This is a genomic window from Acinetobacter sp. C26M, assembly GCF_023702675.1.
In the GTDB taxonomy this organism is placed as follows: domain Bacteria; phylum Pseudomonadota; class Gammaproteobacteria; order Pseudomonadales; family Moraxellaceae; genus Acinetobacter.
The window spans coordinates 1,835,996-1,855,502 of sequence record NZ_CP098478.1; the positions used below are offsets into that span (position 1 = coordinate 1,835,996).

Annotated in this window: 17 protein-coding genes and 1 pseudogene; 12 read left to right on the forward strand and 6 right to left on the reverse strand. The window is 39.6% G+C overall.

Features of this window, described 5'->3' with window-relative positions:
* Nucleotides 1–3: 3 nt before the first annotated feature.
* Together rpiA and NDN11_RS08340 are read left to right on the forward strand one after the other, a co-directional pair.
* A complete protein-coding gene (gene rpiA / locus NDN11_RS08335; RefSeq protein ID WP_251111359.1) occupies nucleotides 4–675 on the forward strand; it encodes a ribose-5-phosphate isomerase RpiA in 672 nt (223 codons plus the stop codon).
* Complete coding sequence (locus tag NDN11_RS08340; RefSeq protein ID WP_251111360.1) at nucleotides 675–1,367, forward strand: YgjP family zinc-dependent metalloprotease; 693 nt, start codon at nucleotides 675–677, stop codon at nucleotides 1,365–1,367. The genes rpiA and NDN11_RS08340 overlap by 1 nt, the downstream gene beginning before the upstream one ends.
* An 18-nt stretch (nucleotides 1,368–1,385) precedes the next feature.
* Here NDN11_RS08340 and NDN11_RS08345 read toward each other — a convergent pair whose 3' ends face one another.
* The 3 genes from NDN11_RS08345 to NDN11_RS08355 all read right to left on the reverse strand — a co-directional run bounded on the left by NDN11_RS08345 (nucleotide 1,386) and on the right by NDN11_RS08355 (nucleotide 5,272).
* Nucleotides 1,386–1,997, reverse strand: coding sequence for a CDP-alcohol phosphatidyltransferase family protein (locus NDN11_RS08345; RefSeq protein ID WP_251111361.1), 612 nt, complete (start codon nucleotides 1,995–1,997; stop codon nucleotides 1,386–1,388).
* 125 nt (nucleotides 1,998–2,122) lie between these two features.
* On the reverse strand, nucleotides 2,123–3,607 hold the full coding sequence (gene phoA, locus NDN11_RS08350; protein WP_251111362.1) for an alkaline phosphatase: 1,485 nt from the start codon (nucleotides 3,605–3,607) through the stop codon (nucleotides 2,123–2,125).
* A 147-nt stretch (nucleotides 3,608–3,754) separates the two neighbouring features.
* Nucleotides 3,755–5,272 (reverse strand): hypothetical protein, encoded by a 1,518-nt coding sequence (locus tag NDN11_RS08355; protein WP_251111363.1) that lies wholly within the window; start codon nucleotides 5,270–5,272, stop codon nucleotides 3,755–3,757.
* A gap of 265 nt (nucleotides 5,273–5,537) precedes the next feature.
* Here NDN11_RS08355 and argC point away from each other — a divergent pair, with 265 nt between their 5' ends.
* The 6 genes and pseudogenes from argC to NDN11_RS08380 all read left to right on the forward strand — a co-directional run bounded on the left by argC (nucleotide 5,538) and on the right by NDN11_RS08380 (nucleotide 11,288).
* Nucleotides 5,538–6,587 (forward strand): N-acetyl-gamma-glutamyl-phosphate reductase, encoded by a 1,050-nt coding sequence (argC, locus tag NDN11_RS08360; RefSeq protein ID WP_251111518.1) that lies wholly within the window; start codon nucleotides 5,538–5,540, stop codon nucleotides 6,585–6,587.
* A gap of 81 nt (nucleotides 6,588–6,668) precedes the next feature.
* Nucleotides 6,669–7,418, forward strand: coding sequence for a DUF6776 family protein (locus tag NDN11_RS08365; RefSeq protein WP_167247833.1), 750 nt, complete (start codon nucleotides 6,669–6,671; stop codon nucleotides 7,416–7,418).
* Nucleotides 7,419–7,440: 22 nt separating this feature from the next.
* Nucleotides 7,441–7,854: an ATP-dependent Clp protease adapter ClpS gene (gene clpS, locus NDN11_RS08370; RefSeq protein WP_167246861.1), complete on the forward strand. Its 414-nt coding sequence runs from the start codon at nucleotides 7,441–7,443 to the stop codon at nucleotides 7,852–7,854.
* 581 nt (nucleotides 7,855–8,435) lie between these two features.
* Nucleotides 8,436–8,596 (forward strand): annotated as a pseudogene (locus tag NDN11_RS18255) (ATP-dependent Clp protease adaptor ClpS); the annotation flags it as partial.
* 44 nt (nucleotides 8,597–8,640) lie between these two features.
* Nucleotides 8,641–10,926, forward strand: coding sequence for an ATP-dependent Clp protease ATP-binding subunit ClpA (clpA, locus tag NDN11_RS08375; RefSeq protein ID WP_167246863.1), 2,286 nt, complete (start codon nucleotides 8,641–8,643; stop codon nucleotides 10,924–10,926).
* Nucleotides 10,926–11,288, forward strand: a complete 363-nt coding sequence (locus NDN11_RS08380; protein ID WP_167246865.1) for a YnfA family protein — start codon at nucleotides 10,926–10,928, stop codon at nucleotides 11,286–11,288. The genes clpA and NDN11_RS08380 overlap by 1 nt, the downstream gene beginning before the upstream one ends.
* Nucleotides 11,289–11,342: 54 nt before the next feature.
* Here NDN11_RS08380 and NDN11_RS08385 read toward each other — a convergent pair whose 3' ends face one another.
* Nucleotides 11,343–12,917, reverse strand: coding sequence for an ATP-binding cassette domain-containing protein (locus tag NDN11_RS08385; RefSeq protein ID WP_251111364.1), 1,575 nt, complete (start codon nucleotides 12,915–12,917; stop codon nucleotides 11,343–11,345).
* Nucleotides 12,918–13,531: 614 nt separating this feature from the next.
* On the opposite strand from NDN11_RS08385, the gene NDN11_RS08390 reads away from it, so the two are divergent.
* Nucleotides 13,532–14,572: a 3-deoxy-7-phosphoheptulonate synthase gene (locus NDN11_RS08390; protein WP_251111365.1), complete on the forward strand. Its 1,041-nt coding sequence runs from the start codon at nucleotides 13,532–13,534 to the stop codon at nucleotides 14,570–14,572.
* Nucleotides 14,573–14,624: 52 nt separating this feature from the next.
* On the opposite strand, the gene NDN11_RS08395 is transcribed toward NDN11_RS08390, so the two are convergent.
* Nucleotides 14,625–15,545, reverse strand: coding sequence for an alpha/beta fold hydrolase (locus NDN11_RS08395; protein ID WP_251111366.1), 921 nt, complete (start codon nucleotides 15,543–15,545; stop codon nucleotides 14,625–14,627).
* Nucleotides 15,545–16,105, reverse strand: a complete 561-nt coding sequence (locus NDN11_RS08400; protein ID WP_167246872.1) for a PadR family transcriptional regulator — start codon at nucleotides 16,103–16,105, stop codon at nucleotides 15,545–15,547. Before NDN11_RS08400 ends, NDN11_RS08395 begins: the two co-directional genes overlap by 1 nt.
* Before the next feature lie 124 nt (nucleotides 16,106–16,229).
* Here NDN11_RS08400 and NDN11_RS08405 point away from each other — a divergent pair, with 124 nt between their 5' ends.
* The 3 genes from NDN11_RS08405 to NDN11_RS08415 all read left to right on the forward strand — a co-directional run bounded on the left by NDN11_RS08405 (nucleotide 16,230) and on the right by NDN11_RS08415 (nucleotide 19,492).
* Nucleotides 16,230–18,254: an NADPH-dependent 2,4-dienoyl-CoA reductase gene (locus NDN11_RS08405; protein WP_251111367.1), complete on the forward strand. Its 2,025-nt coding sequence runs from the start codon at nucleotides 16,230–16,232 to the stop codon at nucleotides 18,252–18,254.
* Nucleotides 18,255–18,325: 71 nt separating this feature from the next.
* Complete coding sequence (locus tag NDN11_RS08410; protein WP_251111368.1) at nucleotides 18,326–18,733, forward strand: nuclear transport factor 2 family protein; 408 nt, start codon at nucleotides 18,326–18,328, stop codon at nucleotides 18,731–18,733.
* Between the two features lie 39 nt (nucleotides 18,734–18,772).
* Complete coding sequence (locus NDN11_RS08415) at nucleotides 18,773–19,492, forward strand: SGNH/GDSL hydrolase family protein (RefSeq protein ID WP_251111369.1); 720 nt, start codon at nucleotides 18,773–18,775, stop codon at nucleotides 19,490–19,492.
* Nucleotides 19,493–19,507 lie beyond the last annotated feature (15 nt).

Genomic DNA, 19,507 nt, shown 5'->3' on the forward strand with positions numbered 1-19,507 from the left:
GTCATGAGTCTATATGCAACCCAAGATGAAAAAAAACAAGCTGCGGCCAAAGCAGCTTTGAAACATTTGCCTAAAGGCGGCATTTTGGGCGTAGGAACAGGAAGTACCGTTAATTTTTTAATTGATTTATTGCCTGAATTGCAACTAGAAGCAGCAGTCGCAAGTTCAACGGCAACAGCTGAACGCCTAAAAAAACTGGGCATTGAAGTGGTCGATATGAACTCTGTTGGTGGTTTAGATGCTTATGTTGATGGTGCTGATGAAATTGACCGTCATATGCATATGATCAAAGGTGGTGGTGCGGCATTAACCCGTGAAAAAATTGTTGCCTCAATTGCAAAGAAATTTGTGTGTATCGTAGATGATTCAAAATGGGTAGATCAGTTAGGACGTGATTTCCCACTTCCTGTTGAAGTGATTCCAATGGCGCGTTCTGCAGTGGCTCGTAAAATTGTTGCGCTAGGTGGTGATCCCGTTTACCGTGAAGGTGTTATCACAGACAACGGAAATGTAATTTTAGATGTATTTAATCTGAATATTCTAAATGCGATTGAGTTGGAAAAAACCATTAACGACATTCCAGGCGTTGTGACCAATGGTATCTTTGCATTAAATCCAGCAACCATTGCTGTTGTTGCAACTGACAGTGGTATCGAAGAGCGTACAGCCCAATAATGCCATCAGTTTCATTAGAAACGCTGTTACCTGAAATTAAAGTTGTTCGACATGCAAGGGCAAGAAATTTGCGCTTGCGTGTTGAGCCAACAGGTATTCGCTTAACTGTTCCTTTGTTCTGTAGTAAACGGCAGATTCAACTGTTTCTGCAACAGTCTGAACAATGGCTGATTGAGACATGGTGTAAACAACAGCAGCAATTTAGTCAAACAACTATTTTGCCAGAATCGGTGACATTATTTCACCATGTGCAGCCTTTCAAGATTATTCAACAACAGCAGCGGTATATTTTTAAGTTTGATTTCGAACAACAACAATTGCTGATTCGGCATGAACAGTCTGAGCAGGCTTTACAAGCCGCTATCATGGCTTATGCAAAACAGTTTTTACCTGAATATCTAGCACAGACCAGTCAAGAAATTGGTTTATTATATCAACAATGTAGTATCCGTAAGCCAAAGACGCGTTGGGGTAGTTGTAGTTCTAAACATGACATCATGTTGAATGCTGCATTGGTACTGATGCCAGAACATATTGTACGATCAGTCTGTGTACATGAGTTGGCACATACCAAACATTTTGATCATAGTACTGCGTTTTGGAATGAAGTGGAAAAGCATGATGCCAATTACCTTGAGCATCGAAAGCAATTGAAACAGACTCAATTGCCGAGTTGGTACTATAAAAAATAATAAAATGTAGGTTTTGCCTTAACCATTAAACAAGCGGTTGCTCTGTACAGCTAGACCTTTTCGAATACGTAGGGCTTGTTTTAGGCTGGGGACGTCATTTTGCCACTGTTTGAGTACTAAGATAATTGCGATAATTTCAGCCCGTGTCAGTATTCCTAGCCAGAAAACCACGATAAATAAAATTTGTCCATGACCTGTTAATGTGACTTGTACTAAGAGAGCAAAAAGAAATAAGGTCCAAATTTTAGCGCCTAGACTATGTGTAGCGACTTCCTTCCGGAATTTAATGAAACTTACAATATAGATCGCAACTTCCGACAGAATTAAAATAACAATCGCCCAAAGATGTTGCTTAAAGAAATCAGGCTGCTGTAGGTAAATCGAGGTAATTGCACAAATAAAAAAGACTTGGTCGATATTAGAATCGAGTCGACGTAATTTTTCACTGGATACACCCAAATGCCTTGCGATGATGCCATCGAAGATATCAGTGATAAGCCCTAGGGTTAAAAATACAACGGTATAAATGGCATAGAAGTTGGGTTGCAGGAGAGTGACAGCAACAATAAGAAAACCTAGAACTAATCTGCAATAAGTCAATATCGTTGGGACTTGATATTTTAAAGACATTAACTGAGTCGTATAAAAGATGTTTGCTGAGTATAGCAGGTGAGAATAATTCATAAGGTTGAAAATAACATATCAAATAAAAACAACAGCCTTCGGAGGGCTGTTGTTAGAGTGCAGATTGAATATTATTTAATGCCTAAAGCATCTTTCATGATGAAGAATAAATCTGTTTGATCAAGTAAGCCTGATACATTGGCAGCTCGCGGTCCATATGCCGCAATACGGACTTGGGCACCTGTATGATGTTGGCTCGAACCTTCTGGCGCCGTACCGTAATTAATTGCCATTGCAACACCATCTTTAGTTTTGAGTGCGGCTGTCTGGCCTGGACTCTCACCTTTGATTGGAATGATTTGGCTGGTATGTGCATGATCACCAGTAACAATAATCAATGTGTCTACATGTTCTTTTGCAAATTTCAGTGCGACTTGAATGGCATCATCGAGCTGTACGGTTTCACCAATTTGGCCACATGGATCTGCTGCATGGTTCCGCTTATCAATCGAACCGCTTTCGACTTGCAAGAAGAAACCTTTTGGATTTGGTCTAAGTAATTCGATTGCTTTTTCTGTCATTTCTGCTAGGCGTGGTGTAGAAGCACTAAAAGCAGCATTTGCTCTACAGCTCTCGGCTTCTTTTTTGTGACCATTCAGCTGTGTATTAGGGCCACTCCAAATCACAGGAAGATTCCCGTCAGCAAATAGGCCGAGTAGTGGCTGATTTTGATCGGCACGATCGACCGCCTGTAAAGACTTGAGGTCTTCAACAATACGATAATTTTCTAATTTTGCACGTTCAAGCAAGGTTTTGCCTTGGAAAGGACCAGCTTTAGCGACCTGATAAAATGTCTTTCTGCCGCCTCCCAGCGTTACATCTGCTCGAGCGGTTAAAAGCTGTTCTGTGATCGAGCCCAAACCACCTCGTTCTAGGGCGCTATCGGTACAGCTTGAAGAGGTTTCATTTGGGCCATAGCATTTACGTGAACTAATATGAGCAACTAAAGCGGCAGGTGTGGCATCTTGCAACTCAGTTGTAGTGACATTACCTGTTGCAAAACCTGCTGTCTTGGCAAGCTCCAAGATTGTTGCATGATGCTTTTTATAAATATCCAAACCTAGGGCATTATTATAGGTTTTAATTCCAGAAGCCCATGCGGTGGCTGAGGCTGCTGAATCTGTCACATAATCAATATTGCCATTTTTATCGAGTGCGTAAGTTGTATAGCTACCTGTAAATGGTAATACATCTAAGCCTTTAAAATAACCTGCCGCACCTTCTGCATAATTTCGGGCAGCAGTAATTTCTGAATCACTGGTGCCATCGCCGATAAATAAAATGACATTTTTAACGGTATTATCACTTAAAGAATCTTTCATCGCTTGCGTACGTTCTTTCTTTAAACGCGTTGCTCCACCAAATTGTCGAATATCTCCCTTGGCACCTGCATCCAGTAATTCACCAACAGGATTGCTTGGTGGCTGAACTGGAGGTTCGGTCTTTGGCAGTTGTGGAGTGGGTAGAGTTATGTTGTTAGAAGAGGGGTCATTGTCATTGCCACAAGCAATCAGTAAAGAAATAACAGCTGGCAAAATTAATAGTTTAAATTTCATGTGATTTCAACTAGAAAAATTAGTTGAAATAGATAGTAATAATCAAATGTGAAGTTTTGGTTAAAATTATATTTTGATTTTCTTTGGCTTATTACTTAAACAGGCGATAAAGTTGGAGCAATATCGCCTGTGCTGGATGAGAAAGTATTAGAAATTACACTGTACCTGTGTTGTTTGCAGTTGATCAGGTGCTTTTCGGCTATCCAAACCAGCACTGGCACTTAATACCTGATTTGCTTTGATTTTCAATTGAACAAAACTGTATTGTAGGGTGCTGTTGTTTGGTTCAGTAGAGCTACTATTCAATAGGTATTCAAAATTGGCTTTATCTACTTGTAATAAGTTATCGGTACTGTCGCTGTCTAGTTTGGAGCTGTAGATTTTTCCATCTTTAATAAGCTCTAACCACCCATCAGCCCGAATATTGAGTTGACAGTTGTTGGTTGAATCTTTGTAATTACCTATTAAGTATTCAATAGACGGAAAGCTTGCATTTACAATATTAATTCCTGTTATGCCTTGTTTACACGGGTAAATAGAACCATTACAAGTCTCGGTTGTATCTGAAAAACCGACAGCGCGGCGGTAATCACCAGCACCGATAATACGAAAAATAGTATTGGAATTGATGACAGGGTTTTCACCAGCATAGCTTTTTTGTTTTAAGAATGCATAACCTTCTGGATTTATAGATGCTTGTTGGTAGCGATCAGCAAGTTGTAGCGTAGCTTGTTTTAACGATGTGGCAAACGCATCCTTGGCAACTTTTTGATTCGTCGTAATATCTATAAATGTATTTTTGGCAGGGTCAATGTTGTCAGGGGTTGTTTTTACTAAAGAAGTTAGAGGGCTTTGATCTCCACGGATTTTTTTTGCATCTAGATAACCATCTCTTAAGTCTATCGCTAGGTTTTGAGTAAATTCAGCAAAACTATTGTTTGGATAAGTGTTCGACCACTGCTGTAGAAAGCCAAAACTGAGATAGGTATTTGTATATAGGCTAGATTGTAAAGAAACACTTGATGGAGAAAAGACACTAAATAAACTATTGGGATTTAAATTTGGAATATCTAACTGATTGAACGCATCTGTTAAAGCCGTATTTACATCGCTTGTTGCGAGTTTTAATTGTAAGGCCGTAATATTGGTTGAATTGTTATTTGTATCAGTAGGTAATGTCCCTGAACGCACTAAAGCACGTTGATAAATTGCTTCTGAACTTGGGTTGATATAAATATTTTGTGTGAGATTCGCTATATTTACTTCAACCAAACTACGTAAAATCATAGAAACTTTTTGATATTGAGCACTTTGAAAGTCGTAGATGAATGAGTTTGGTGTAGTGACTAACTCAATACGATAGAGATGATTTCTATTCAAAATTTGTGGTAGCGTAATATTTAGATCCGTTGTTGTACTTACTGCTTGTTCAAAGATTAATGTATTGTCAAAATTATCATAAATTCTAACTAATATGTCGCGCATTTCAACAGACGCTTTAATGTTGAAATTTTTAGGTTTTGGAACAGAGACCGTTGAGGTGGTTTCTTTTGTTGCTTTACTTTCACCGCTTCCACAACCGATCAATGCAGAGCTAAGTAGCAGTGTAGCTATTCCTAAACAAATAGTGTGATGTAATCTTTGTTTTGACATCAAAGAAGGCATTCCAGCTCTCCAGAAAAAATTTTGCATCCATGAAATTTATTATTACCGCAATTTTTTTATTCTATTCGAATAGTGAAAGGATTCAATAGTATTTCTTGACCAATGGTAGAATCAATTCAAATATAATGAATTTGTTTATATTTTTTTATTGCTAGATAGTGCTGGATTACGCTTTTATTTTCTTAAATGTTAGGTACTTGAAGATTGTGTAAAACTAACCAAACTGCCATACTATTTACCTAAATGAAAGCTTGAGGTGTCACGCGTGATTTCTGTTGGTATTGTTGGTGGAACTGGATACACTGGGGTTGAACTATTACGTCTTTTACTAAGACATTCACAGGTTCAAGTTCGTATTCTCACTTCTCGTACAGAAGCAGGTAAGCGTGTTGCGGATATGTTCCCAAGTTTACGTGGACATACAACACTTGAGTTTTCTGATTTTGATTTAAATCAGCTTAAACAATGCGATGTCGTATTTTTTGCGACACCTCATGGTGTGGCAATGCAACACTCAGAAGCATTAACTGCTTCAGGGACAAAGGTTATTGACCTTGCTGCTGATTTTCGCCTGCAGGATTTAGCTCAGTTTGAGAAATGGTATGGCATGCAACATAGCTGCCCGGCTTTGTTGAAAGATTCAGTCTACGGTTTGACAGAGTTAAATCGTGAAAAAATCAAGCAAGCACAAGTGATTGGCAATCCTGGATGTTATCCAACGACTGTACAATTAGGTTTAGCACCGCTACTTAAAAATTCAGATCAGTTGATTCACACACAAAGTATTATTATTGATGCTAAATCAGGTGTATCAGGCGCAGGGCGTAAAGCAAGCTTGGGTATGATTTATAGTGAAAATGCTGATAACTTTAAAGCTTATGGTGTTGCTGGGCATCGCCATCACCCAGAGATTGTTGAAGCACTAGAGAATATATCTGGGCAAAAAGGTCAATTTGATCAACTGATTTTTGTACCACACTTAGTCCCAATGATTCGTGGCATGTTGAGTACGATTTATGTTGATTTAACTGAACAAGGTCAGTCGGTTGATCTGCAAGCTCTTTACGAAGATTTCTATAAAGATGAACGTTTTGTAGATGTCATGCCAGCAAATAGTTCACCTGAGACACGTAGTGTTCGCGGTGCGAATGAATTGCGTATTGCACTATATCGTCCGCAACGGAATAAATTGATTATTTTGGTTGCACAAGACAATTTAGTGAAGGGTGCTGCAGGTCAAGCCATCCAAAATATGAACTTAATGTTTGGTTTTGATGAAGCAGCTGGCTTGGAAGGCATTGGTTTATTACCATAAAAAACGCTTTTTTACTTCACACACATTTAAATTTCGATTCTAATGTGTGTTTTGATGCAGATCATAACGATAGAGATGATGATGGAAAACGTTGAACCGACTACTTCACCAGACAGTTCCGTTGAAAAAAATAAATTCTTAAAAACGAATTTACCTTTGATTATTGGTGCTACTGTTCTGATCGGTAGTAGTTTTTTGCTTGGCTATACTGTCGGCCACCGTCAAGGTTTAACAGTGGTTGGTTATGATGCAGATGCTGAACAATTGGTTGATGTTGTTCAGAAACAAAAGACTGCATTGGATTCAGTCAGTAAGAGTTTGAATGCTGCTGTTCAAGAGCGTGATATGGCTGTGGGTAATGCGGATGACTTATTCAAAGCAGTGAATCAAGCCAATGCAGACAAGACGCAGTTTGAGGGTATGAATGCGATTTATCGTGATATCTTGAGACAGCGTGGCGGTGTAAGTCTAACTATTCAAAATATGGCAATTAAATCTTTGCCAGAAAATGCTTTTGAATATCAGATTGATCTTGTTCAAGTAAGCCCAAATAAACGCCGTGCATCTGGTTCGGTTGAATTGCGCTTAATTAAAGATACCGAAATCTTAGTAGTGCCTTTAGAAGACAAAAACTTTAACTTTGATGATTTCGAGCGTTTAACAGGTCGTTGGACTATGCCGAAAGGCTTTATGCCACAATTCATTGAAGTGCGTTTAACAGGGGCTGGTACACCTGTAATCAAACGCTTTAGTTGGCAACGAGGTAAACCAGTTGATGTAGGTTCTGCTTTCGTGTCGGAAATACCTCAAGCTGAAGCAAATGCTCAATAAATTTTTAGATTAAGAACTCAATATGCGAAGATATAAACGTCAAATGAATTTAAGTGAAGTGAAAAATTCTTTTCATCAATCTGGGTTTGTCGATTGGCACTTGAATCCACGTTTAAGTGATTCGCAAGAGGATCATGAGGGTGAGGTGGTTGTACAAACAGCCCCTCCAGAATTAAAACGACCGCCACTATATGCGGTTGTTTTAATGAATGATGATTACACGCCAATGGATTTTGTCATTGAGGTATTGCAAAGTTATTTTGGTATGGATATTGATCAGGCTAGTCAAGTGATGCTCACAGTTCATTATGAAGGTAAAGGTACCGCTGGTATATATCCAAGGGATATTGCTGAAACGAAAGCAAACCAAGTGAACAACTATGCTCGTTCGCAAGGTCATCCTTTGTTGTGTCAGATCGAACCTGAGCAGCGTTAAGAAAAGCAACGCTTTTTAGCTGCGCAAGACGAACAGCTATGCTGTGAGTGAAGGCGTTAAGAAAAGCAACGCTTTTTAGCTGCGCAAGACGAGCAACTATGTTGCGAGTAATAGTGTTAAGAAAAGCAACGCACTTGCGGAATGTGTTCCTTATGTGCAAGCCCTTGCGCCATGATATGGCTCATATGCTGTGAGTGAAGGCGTTAAGAAAAGCAACGCACTTGTGGAATGTGTTCCTTATGCGCAAGACCTTGCACCAAGTATGGCTCCTAAGCTATGAGTGAAAGTGTAAGGTAAACTGCTGAATATCACTTTGTACAATCATACATATCTTGCGAGTGGGTCTTGAGAAAGTAAGGCTATCTTTCGATATATGGTTTAAGCGGTAAATTAATGTATATATTGTTTTATGCTAAAAACATGAAACAATATACTGAGTGTTAATATATTAAACTTACGAATGATTTGTTAGGCTTTAAGTAAGATTATGCCGTATTACAATATTTCATAGGTTTAACATTGTTTCATAAATGAATAATAAGTTCGCTGTCTTTTTGAACGATTAGATAAGTCTTATTCTCTTTGTAATTGAATTTTTACAACAATACTTTGTTTTGAATCTTGACCAAGATAGTCAACTAATGCTAACAGTAGATTATGAAGCAAAGAGACTTGTAGACGTATATCCAATCACGATTACAGAAGCTCAGCGGATCAAGTCAATAATTCGCTTTTTCATTAAAAGATTTTCTTTTTTTGATAGAGCCCAAGATATAAGGGGGTTACATGCTCAGTCGTCAATTAGAAGTATCGTTACGTTTGGCTGTTAGCATGGCTCGTCAAAAGAGACATGAGTTTCTGACAGTTGAACATTTGTTGCTTGCCTTGCTCGACAACGACTCTGCCGTAAATGCATTAAAAGCATGTGGTGCGGACATCGTTACCTTGCGTAAAGAATTAGAGGAATATGTAGAGCAACATACCCCGAAACTTGGTGATAATAGTGAACAGGCTCCTCATCCAACTGAGAGCTTTGATCGAATTTTGCAACGTGCAATTTTCCATGTTCAATCGAGCGGTGGTGACCGTACGGTTGAGGGTGCAGATGTTTTAGTTGCGATGTATTCAGAACGAGATTCGTTCGCGGTTTATTTACTTAAACGCCATCAAATTAACCGTTTAACTTTGACTCAATATTTATCTCATGGCACACGTAAAGATGAGATTCAAGTTGAAGAAGAGGTTGAAGATATTGAAGGTGAAAGTGCTGCTTCAGCAAATGCTGGACCACTTGAGCAATACACGCTTAACTTAAACATCGAAGCACAAAAGGGTAAAACTGATCCTTTAATTGGACGTGAAAAAGAAATTGAGCGTGCGGCTCAGATTTTATGTCGTCGTCGTAAAAACAATCCATTGTTAGTGGGTGATCCAGGCGTAGGTAAAACTTCTATTGCCGAAGGCTTGGCGTGGTTGATTGTGAATGGCAAAGCGCCTAAACCACTTGCAAATGCTGAAGTCTATAGTTTAGATATTGGTGCATTGGTTGCAGGGACTAAATATCGTGGTGACTTTGAAAAACGTTTAAAACAACTGTTAAATGCGTTAAAGAAAAATCCAAATGCGATTTTATTCATTGATGAGATTCATATGATCATTGGTGCAGGCTCAAGTATGGGCAGTACCATGGATGCATCGAATTTAATCAAACCTGCTTTGGCAAATGGTAGCTTACGTTGCATTGGCTCAACGACCTTTCAAGAATATCGTCAAGTATTTGAAAAAGATCATGCATTATCACGTCGTTTCCAAAAAATTGATGTGAATGAGCCAAGTATCAATGAAACAATTGAAATTTTACGTGGCTTGAAAAACAAGTTCGAAGATTTCCATCATGTTGAATATGATGATAAAGCATTGGTTGCGGCTGTTGAGTTGTCAGCTAAATTTATCAATGATCGTTTCTTGCCAGACAAAGCGATTGACGTGATAGATGAGGCAGGTGCGCAACGCCGTTTGAAAGCAGAAGTAGATGGTACAACGATTTCAGTTGAGAATATTGAAGACATCGTCTCTAAGATTGCCCGTATTCCACCAAAAACCGTCTCTAAAGATGATAAGTCTGTACTTGAGAATCTGGAACGTGATTTGAAACGTGTGGTATTTGGTCAGGATGAAGCGATTACTGCGCTTGCATCAGCGATCAAATTATCTCGCGCAGGTTTAAAAGCACCAGATAAGCCAGTGGGTAGTTTTGTATTTGCTGGTCCAACAGGTGTGGGTAAAACTGAGGTCACTAAACAACTGGCGAAATTGCTCGGTGTGGAGCTGGTTCGTTTTGATATGTCTGAGTATATGGAACGTCATGCGGTTTCTCGTTTGATTGGTGCACCTCCAGGTTATGTTGGTTATGATCAAGGTGGTTTGCTAACCGATGCGATTCATAAAAATCCGCATTGTGTACTATTGCTTGATGAGATTGAAAAAGCCCATCCAGATGTATTTAACTTGTTATTGCAAGTGATGGATCATGGTGCTTTGACCGATAACAATGGTCGTAAATCTGATTTCAGAAACGTGATTATTGTGCTCACCACCAATATTGGTGCAGAGAGTATTGTTCGTGCAAGTATTGGTTTCACTGAGCAAGATCACAGTGCTGATAACCAAGATGCAATGAAACGCGCATTCTCACCTGAATTCCGTAACCGTTTAGATGGTGTGATTCAATTCAAATCACTTCCAACCACAATTATCGATTCTGTGGTGGACAAATTCTTAACTGAGTTGCAAGCGCAGCTTGATGAGAAACAAGTGGTACTTGATGTTGATCAAAGTGCACGTGACTGGTTATCTGCCAATGGTTATGACCGTCTCATGGGTGCTCGTCCTATGCAACGTTTGATTCAAGAACATTTGAAAAAGCCGCTTGCTGAGATGATTTTATTTGGTGAGCTTGCTGAGCACGGTGGTAATGTTGCAGTTTCTGTGAAAACAGAGAATGGCAAAGACGTCGGCTTAAAATTGGAAGTGTTTGAAGATCATATTAACCCGAGTGCTGAACCTGCTTAATGTTTGAAATTTCTTTCTCGATAACCCAAGTACTTAAAGTATTTGGGTTATTTTTCGTCACAGCAATTGCTGAAATTCTAGGTTGCTATTTCCCTTATTTAATTCTGAATCAAGGGAAGTCGCATTGGTTATGGGTTCCCACTGCATTAAGCTTAGCAGTCTTTGTTTGGTTGCTTACTTTGCACCCTGCAGCATCTGGTCGTATTTATGCGGCTTATGGTGGGATCTATATTTTTACTGCTTTATTGTGGCTGCGTTATGTCGATCAAGTGATGCTGACACGTTGGGATATTCTAGGTGGTCTTGTGGTTTTGTGTGGAGCTGGCTTAATCATTTTACAACCGCAAGGATTAGTTCGTTAAATAGCTATCAGCATGGTGGGTATTGTATCCATGCTGATATAAACTATATAAAAATTAACTGAGTAAATAGCTTTCATTAATTCCGCATTCTTCAACAAAAGTTTTATCATGCGAGACCAGTATCACAGCACCATTAAAAGAGCGAATGGCTTGTGCGAGCAGATCGCGTGATTCAATGTCGAGATGATTCTCTGGTTCATCCAAAAGTAATAAATCTACTGCTTGTTGTTTCAAAGCGAGCAAGGCGACTTTTAATCGTTCACCACCGCTCAAATGTATTAAAGGGCTAAGTGCCTTGTCTCTACGGATTTGTAAATTTCCTAACAAGGTGCGTGCTTGCTGCTCGGTCAGGTTTGGATCAGTACCGCATAAATATTCGACGGCAGATAGATTTTCCTTGAGTAAGGAAAGATTTTGATCCAGATAAACAGAATTTACGTTGCAATAAATCTCTCCAGCAAATGGGGGGATTAAAGCTTGAATAGTCTTAAGTAAGGTGGATTTACCACTGCCATTTACTCCACTTAAATGTAGTTTTTCACTTGTCGATAGCGCAAGATCAATCGGCCTTGTTTTTGCATAGGCAAGTTGTAATCGCTGGCAGCGTAAAATTTCACCTGATTTACCATTTACCCAACTAAACTCAAAAGATTGGGGTTTGAGATGTTCCAATTTGGTTTGTTTTTGCTGCAACTCATTTTGTGCATCTACTAGTTGTTTGCTTTGTTGTTTGCGAAGATGAGAAAGGGATTGCTCAGATTGTTCTTTCTTGGCATCCAATAATATGGGGGCTTGAGAACCAGAAGCCCTGATTTTTTCACCCGTTTTTTTGCGCTTTTGTGCTTTCATCTGGCTTTGAAGCTGTTGCACTTTAAGCTGTTTTAGCTCGCGCTTTTCTTGCTGCACAGCTTGTGATAATGCTTCGACTTGTGCTTGATGCTGTTGTTGATACAGCGTGTAGTTGCCACCGTAATAATGTATGCCAAGTTGATTGAGCATAAAAATGCCTTGCACATGAGCTAAAAGCTGTCGGTCGTGGCTAATAATGAGCCCACCTGTTGGGTGCCGTGCCATTTGGTTGATTAACCACTGGCGCCCTTCAGTATCTAAGTGATTACTGGGTTCATCCAGTAATAGATAATGATCCTTAAGAAGAAATAACCTACAGAGCGCAAGCTTGGTTTTTTGACCTTCACTCAAATATTGAATAGGAGTATCGAGTAAGGTTGGTAAACCTGCACTTTGTAAAAGTTGTTGCCATTCGATTGGTAAGTGCCAAAGATGTTCAACCTGATCATAATCGCTAAAAGATGCAATACCTTGCTGGATGCGCTCAAAGCATGCATGCAAATCTTCAATCTCCAAGGCTTGAGCAATGGTATTGGCTTTCATGCGCTGGAGCTGAGCCAGATACTGGTGTGGACATTGCCATGAGATTTGGCCTGAATAGGGTAATTCAAATATGAACTGATTTTGTAAGATAGACATCAGCAATGATTTACCTTGACCATTACGTCCAATTAATCCTGTGAACTGATGTAAAGGAAGCTGGAAAGTAAGATGGTCAAATAGTTTTTGCTGGGCTAATTCGAGAGATAAGTTTGAAACGATACATGCCTGTTGAGTCATAAGAAACCTCATAAACAGGATATGCAAAATAGAAGAATATAGATAATTTTAGTAGGTGTTGCTAAATGATAGATAAGTCTATTTTGCACATCAAAAAGAAAAATGAACTTTGATGATGGAAATAGAACTTACTTCATTGGCGTGATCTCAAATTGGTTTATTTTTACACTATTCTATGAGGGAAGTGATGAAAGGTCAAATTTTAAGATTTTGAAGAGATGATTAAAAAAACATAAAAAGTGCTTGTCAAATGCTGAAATAGTGCGTAATTTAATAGTTAGACACCGTTTTTTAGATATTTGAAATAAATATGTTAAAGCATACTGTAAACACCAACGCATACTTTTACTTTTGGCAATATTGATCGTTGCCTGATGCGTTTCGGGCAGCAAAAGGGTTGCCCAACCAGTTAATACCTGATCGGCAACACCGATCAGGTTTTTTTATGCTTTAACAAACATCATTTTAGGAGAAATACCATGTATACATTTAACTATTCATATTTTAGCAAGATTTCTTGGTTTTACTTTGCAAAAAAATCAACATCGCTTAGATCACACTTGCTCAAATAAATGATAGGACTGCGAAGAAGGCCAGTCCAAAGGAATTGAAAAATGAATGCTTTAAATACTGCTTTGACACAACCACAAACACATACAAAAGAATCAATGCTTAGCTTGCCATCACAACTCAAAGCGCAGTATCCCTTGTCTGCAACTTTAGCGCAGCAAATTTCAAAACATCGTCAAACGATTCAGAATATTTTATCTGGGCACGATCATCGCTTAATGGTGATTACAGGTCCTTGCTCGATTCATGATCCTATCGCAGTACTCGAATATGCTGATCGCCTACAACAACTACAAGAACAGGTGAAAGATCAAATATTCTTGGTGATGCGGGCATATATCGAAAAACCACGTACGACCGTGGGTTGGAAAGGTTTCTTATATGATCCAAATTTAGATGGATCATCAGATTTACAGCTTGGTTTAGAAAAATCTCGTCAGCTTTACTTACAGCTAATCGAGAAAGGTTTGCCAATCGCAAGTGAAATTTTAAGTCCAATGGCGACAGGTTATTTTGATGACCTATTGGCTTGGGGCGCAATTGGTGCGCGCACCAGCGAGTCTCAAATTCACCGTGAAATTGCCAGCCATATGCCATACAGCATTGGTTTCAAAAATGGTACAGATGGTTCGATTCAGATTGCTTTGGATGCGATTCAATCAGCACTTCATGGTCATCAATTCTTGGGAATGACTCAACAAGGTCTACCTGCAATTTTGCATAGTCATGGTAATCCATTACCCCATTTAATTTTACGTGGTTCAAATCAGGGTACTAACTATGATTTGGCTTCCATTCAAGCCATGCATTTCAAACATAAACAACTACCTGCATTGGTGATTGATTGTAGTCATGGTAACAGCGGTAAAGATCCATTGTTGCAGCCACAGGTTTTACAGCAAATTATTGCAGAGCGTGCTGAATCGAAAGTGCGTGGAGTGATGATCGAGAGTCATCTGGTCGATGGCAATCAAAAGATTTCCTGTGATATGACTTATGGTCAGTCCGTAACAGATGGGTGCTTAGGTTGGGATAAAACTGCACAAATGCTGTTGGATGTTGCTGAAAAAATGCGGCATAAATAATAAAGTGAAATTTAAAAGCCAGTCTTAAGACTGGCTTTTTTTGTGCGTAAAATTAAGCAGCTTGGATAGACTGAGTTGCAAGAAAGTGACCAATTTCTTGGCTGAATTTTCTCGGTTCAGTAATTAATGGTGTATGTCCAGAACGTTCAAAATACACTGCTTTTGCATTACTTAAACTATTCGCAATGAGGGTTTGTCCTGTTTCTGGATAGAGTGTCGATTCACGACCAATAAAGAAAGTAGTTGGGCAATTCAACTGACTGATGGCTTCTCTATAATCTTCATCATGGTTGAGATAATTTTCGACATACCACAGTAAATAGTCTAAACGCTGAATTGGCAGTAGATATTTTTGTAAGAAGGGGCGATGCAGGGCGAGTTTAAGGATTTTAGGGCTATAATTATTACTACCTTGCAGCTCGATAAAATCACCCCATAAGCTGACTAGCTTGTAGCGGATATCATCTGGTAAATCTTCTAGTTTCTGAGCATGCTTATAATCGAGTAAAAGGGTTTGGATCTCAAGTAATAGATTTTTAAATTGAGGATGTTTGGGACCAAATAAACCATATTGCCAAGAATCATCAACTGCAATTTTAGGCGTTTGATCAATATGCAGATAGGCCTTAAGTTTCTTAGCTAAGCCACCATGCTTCATACCATGCATGGCTGTGGTTGCCCCCATGGAATAACCCATCAGGATAAATTGATCGAGTTTTAATTGTTTAATCAGTGAATCTACATCATTCCAATGGCTTGAGATCGCATCTAGCGCTGGAATGGCACAATTTTTTGAACCGCCAAAACCACGCCAGTCGGGAATGATAAATTCATATTGTTTACGGTTGGCAAATAAGAAAGGTAGCCATTGCCAGCTTTGCATACCCAGTCCTGATAAGACGAGCACAGGTTCGCCTTCACCAACACGTCGTACAGATAATTTTTCTTGATCGGGCATGCTATAAAACGGCATTATTTTTCTCCACTATCGTTGGCTTCTTCAAACTTTTTCAGTTGAGGAATCATTTGTTCCAACCATTTTATCCATTCATTTTCTTTAATGATACCAAGTTCCAGAATCATCTTATGGATAAACAAAACACGATTGGTTGGTTCGTTATCTTTAAAATCTTTATCATGAATGGCTTGATAAAGCCTTAATTTTTCCTTATGTAAGACTAAATGTCGCTCTAATTCGGGCAAAATATTATTGCCACCGAGTTGAGCTTCAGCTCTTAACCTGACCATGAGATCATCACGGAGTTGAGCGGGTTCACTTTGTTGTTCAATCCATGATGCCAGTTGTATTCTTCCAAGTTGTTCAACTTGATAAGTTTTTTTACGGCTGTTGGCAGTTTGTTCTTCTAATGTCGAAATCCATCCTTTTTTCAGCATCCCGTTGAGTTCACGATAAATCTGCTGATGAGTCGCATTCCAAAAGAAGCCCATTGAACGGTCAAAGCGACGAGCCAAGTCAAAACCTGTACTTGGTTTTTCCAATAAGCTGGTCAATAAAACATGGGCGAGTGACATGATGTTCCATAATAAAAAATGACTCATCAGAATTATGCAATATGTTGCATAAAAATCAAATCTTGTTTATAACTTTATGCAACAAGTTGCATTAGCTAGCAGAGTGCGAGCCAAAGGAGAAACCATGTCAGCTTATCCACATCTATTAAAGCCATTAGATTTAGGCTTTACCACCTTAAAAAATCGTGTCCTTATGGGGTCTATGCATGTTGGCTTAGAAGAAGCGCCACAAGGTTATGAGCGTATGGCTGCATTCTATGCAGAACGTGCCAAAGGTGATGTTGGGTTAATCGTAACAGGCGGTATTTCTCCAAACGATGCAGGTCTTACATTTGCACACGCTTCTAAACTAGATAGCATTGCTGAAGCAGAAAAACATAAAGTAATCACCCAAGCCGTACATGACGCGGGTGGTAAAATTGCGATGCAGATTTTGCATACAGGGCGCTATTCTTATCAACCTGAGATCGTTGCACCATCTGCGATTCAGGCACCGATTAACCCAATCAAACCTAAAGCATTAAGCTCTGCCGAAGTACAGCAAACCATTGATGACTTTGCCAACTGTGCCAAGCTGGCACAGTACGCGGGCTATGATGGTGTTGAGATCATGGGGTCGGAAGGTTATCTGATTAATGAATTTATTGCTGCACGTACCAACCATCGTGATGATGAATGGGGTGGTAGCTATGAAAATCGTATCCGTTTCCCGATTGAAATCGTAAAGCGTACCCGTGATCTAGTCGGTGAAAACTTTATTATTATTTATCGCTTATCGATGTTGGATTTGGTCGAAGGTGGTTCAAGCTTAGAAGAGGTCATTCAACTGGCGAAAGCAATTGAAAAAGCTGGCGCAACCATTATCAATACAGGTATTGGCTGGCATGAAGCACGTATTCCAACCATTGCAACCAAAGTACCTCGCGCAGCATTCACTTGGGTTACAGAGAAGTTAAAAGGTCAAGTTTCGGTTCCATTAATTACCTCGAACCGTATTAACACACCTGAAATGGCAGAACATGTATTGGCCTCTGGTCATGCAGACATGGTATCGATGGCGCGCCCAATGCTGGCCGATTCTGAGTTTGTATTAAAAGCCAGTGAAGGTCGTAGCGATGAAATCAATACTTGTATTGGTTGTAACCAAGCTTGTTTAGACCATATTTTCTCAATGAAAATTGCAACCTGCTTAGTCAATCCACGCGCTTGTTACGAAACTGAGCTTATTTTTAAAGAAGCGAATGCGGTTAAAAATATTGCGGTGATTGGTGCTGGTCCAGCAGGTTTGAGCTTTGCAGTATATGCAGCAAGTCGTGGGAATAAAGTTAAAGTTTTTGATGCAAGCAATCAGATTGGTGGTCAATTCAATATTGCCAAGACCATTCCAGGTAAAGAAGAATTCTACGAGACTTTACGTTACTTCAAGCGTCAAATTGAATTACAGCCGAATATTGAGTTGGTACTGAACCACACAGCCACTTATGAAGAACTTAGCAACGCAAACTACGATGATATTGTAGTTGCAACAGGTGTAACACCGCGTCAACTGCAATTTGAAGGCATTGATCATCCAAAAGTATTGAGCTACATCCAAGTGTTGAAAGAGCGCGTACCCGTGGGCAAACGTGTTGCTATTATAGGTGCGGGTGGTATTGGCTTTGATACAGCAGAATATTTAACCCATGAAGGTGATAGTGGCAGCTTAAATCCTGAAAAATTCTATGCAGAATGGGGTATTGATACTTCTTATGCGCATGTAGGCGGCTTAAAACCAGCTGAGTTAGAAAAGTCAGAACGTGAAATTTACTTATTGCAACGTAAGAGTGCCTCTGTTGGCGCTGGTCTGGGTAAAACCACAGGCTGGATTCATCGTACAGGCTTAAAACATCGTGATGTAAAAATGATTGCTGGGGCAAGTTACGACAAAGTGGATGATCAAGGTTTGCATATCACTGTAGATGGGCAAAGCCGCGTGCTTGAGGTCGATAACGTGGTGATTTGTGCAGGTCAAGAGTCTTATACGGCAATGTTTGATCAGCTTAAAGCGGACGGTAAAAACGTTCACTTGATTGGTGGAGCGAAAGAAGCGGGCGAGTTGGATGCTAAACGGGCAATTCGCCAAGGTGCTGAGTTAGCAGCAACGTTGTAAACATGATAGGGAGTATTTTCTACTGAGCAAATACTCCCGCCTTATTTATTAAATCTCAAGGGAGTATAACAATGACACTGGAAACGACAAAACAAGCTTTAGAAAACTGGCATCAAATGATTAAAACAGGTGACCTATCCAATTTAAATGATTTGCTGGCCGATGATGTGGTGTTTCGTTCGCCTGTTGCCTATAACCCTTATGAAGGTAAGCATGTGGTTTTTTTTATTTTGACCAATGTGATTCAGGTGTTTGAAAACTTTACCTATCACCGTGAATTTTACACTGAAGATAGTGAAAATGTGGTGTTGGAATTCAGTGCTAATGTGAGTGGTAAATCGTTGAAGGGCATCGATATGATTCGCTTTAATGAACAAGGCAAAATCATTGATTTTGAAGTGATGATTCGCCCGATGAGCGGTTTGGCAGCACTGGCAGAGAAAATGGGTGCACGCTTTGCCAAGTATCAACCGAATTAATGCCTCTAAAATAGCCTAAGTAATGTTAAGAGAATTAAAATGTGGTTAAAACTTTCAACTTTTGCATTACTGCCTGTATTAGTCATACAGGGTATGAAGGTTCGTAACAATACACCACGTCTTTCTGAAGCAAGTGGCGACCGCCATGGTATCGTAGGTCAAGGTCAGCCACTTTCTTTGCTTATTCTTGGCGATTCAGCAGCGGCAGGTGTTGGTGTCGAAACCCAGCAACAGGCTTTATCGGGTGCGATTATCTCTGAGCTTCAACTTGAATACCTGTTGCAATGGACGTTGCATGCCAAAACGGGTGATACTACCCAACAGGTTTTTCAAGCAGTACAACAATTAGATTCGCAATGCTATGATGTTGTTATCACTTCAATTGGTGTCAATGATGTGACTAAATTGACCTCTGCAAAATCTTGGCTTAAACAACAAAAACAGCTATTCACTTATATACAGAATCAGTTTCAACCTAAACTCATTATTGTATCGGGTGTGCCACCAATGCAGCATTTTCCGGCTTTACCTAATCCTTTGGCTTGGCTGTTTGGAAAATATGCAGAACAAATGAATCAGGCATTACAGCAATGGTTGGCACCACAATCTCAATTTCGATTTATTCAATATGATATTGAAGCTTTTCAAGCAATGGATTTGCCGATGGCAAGCGATGGTTTTCATCCAAGCAAAGAAATCTATGCCATCTGGGGACAACAGGTCGCGGCTTTGGTGCGACAAACATTTACTCATGGTTAGATAGAGGCGGTTATT

What these genes read in the sequence shown, in the direction of transcription:
- NDN11_RS08345 (WP_251111361.1), bottom strand. Translation starts at nt 1,997, where the DNA reads ATGTCTTTAAAATATCAAGTCCCAACGATATTGACTTATTGCAGATTA.
- NDN11_RS08355 (WP_251111363.1), bottom strand. Translation starts at nt 5,272, where the DNA reads ATGCCTTCTTTGATGTCAAAACAAAGATTACATCACACTATTTGTTTA.
- NDN11_RS08410 (WP_251111368.1), top strand. Translation starts at nt 18,326, where the DNA reads ATGACACTGGAAACGACAAAACAAGCTTTAGAAAACTGGCATCAAATG.
- phoA (WP_251111362.1), bottom strand. Translation starts at nt 3,607, where the DNA reads ATGAAATTTAAACTATTAATTTTGCCAGCTGTTATTTCTTTACTGATT.
- NDN11_RS08405 (WP_251111367.1), top strand. Translation starts at nt 16,230, where the DNA reads ATGTCAGCTTATCCACATCTATTAAAGCCATTAGATTTAGGCTTTACC.
- NDN11_RS08340 (WP_251111360.1), top strand. Translation starts at nt 675, where the DNA reads ATGCCATCAGTTTCATTAGAAACGCTGTTACCTGAAATTAAAGTTGTT.
- NDN11_RS08385 (WP_251111364.1), bottom strand. Translation starts at nt 12,917, where the DNA reads ATGACTCAACAGGCATGTATCGTTTCAAACTTATCTCTCGAATTAGCC.
- clpS (WP_167246861.1), top strand. Translation starts at nt 7,441, where the DNA reads ATGCGAAGATATAAACGTCAAATGAATTTAAGTGAAGTGAAAAATTCT.
- NDN11_RS08400 (WP_167246872.1), bottom strand. Translation starts at nt 16,105, where the DNA reads ATGTCACTCGCCCATGTTTTATTGACCAGCTTATTGGAAAAACCAAGT.
- NDN11_RS08380 (WP_167246865.1), top strand. Translation starts at nt 10,926, where the DNA reads ATGTTTGAAATTTCTTTCTCGATAACCCAAGTACTTAAAGTATTTGGG.
- NDN11_RS08365 (WP_167247833.1), top strand. Translation starts at nt 6,669, where the DNA reads ATGGAAAACGTTGAACCGACTACTTCACCAGACAGTTCCGTTGAAAAA.
- NDN11_RS08415 (WP_251111369.1), top strand. Translation starts at nt 18,773, where the DNA reads ATGTGGTTAAAACTTTCAACTTTTGCATTACTGCCTGTATTAGTCATA.
- NDN11_RS08395 (WP_251111366.1), bottom strand. Translation starts at nt 15,545, where the DNA reads ATGCCGTTTTATAGCATGCCCGATCAAGAAAAATTATCTGTACGACGT.
- rpiA (WP_251111359.1), top strand. Translation starts at nt 4, where the DNA reads ATGAGTCTATATGCAACCCAAGATGAAAAAAAACAAGCTGCGGCCAAA.
- clpA (WP_167246863.1), top strand. Translation starts at nt 8,641, where the DNA reads ATGCTCAGTCGTCAATTAGAAGTATCGTTACGTTTGGCTGTTAGCATG.
- NDN11_RS08390 (WP_251111365.1), top strand. Translation starts at nt 13,532, where the DNA reads ATGAATGCTTTAAATACTGCTTTGACACAACCACAAACACATACAAAA.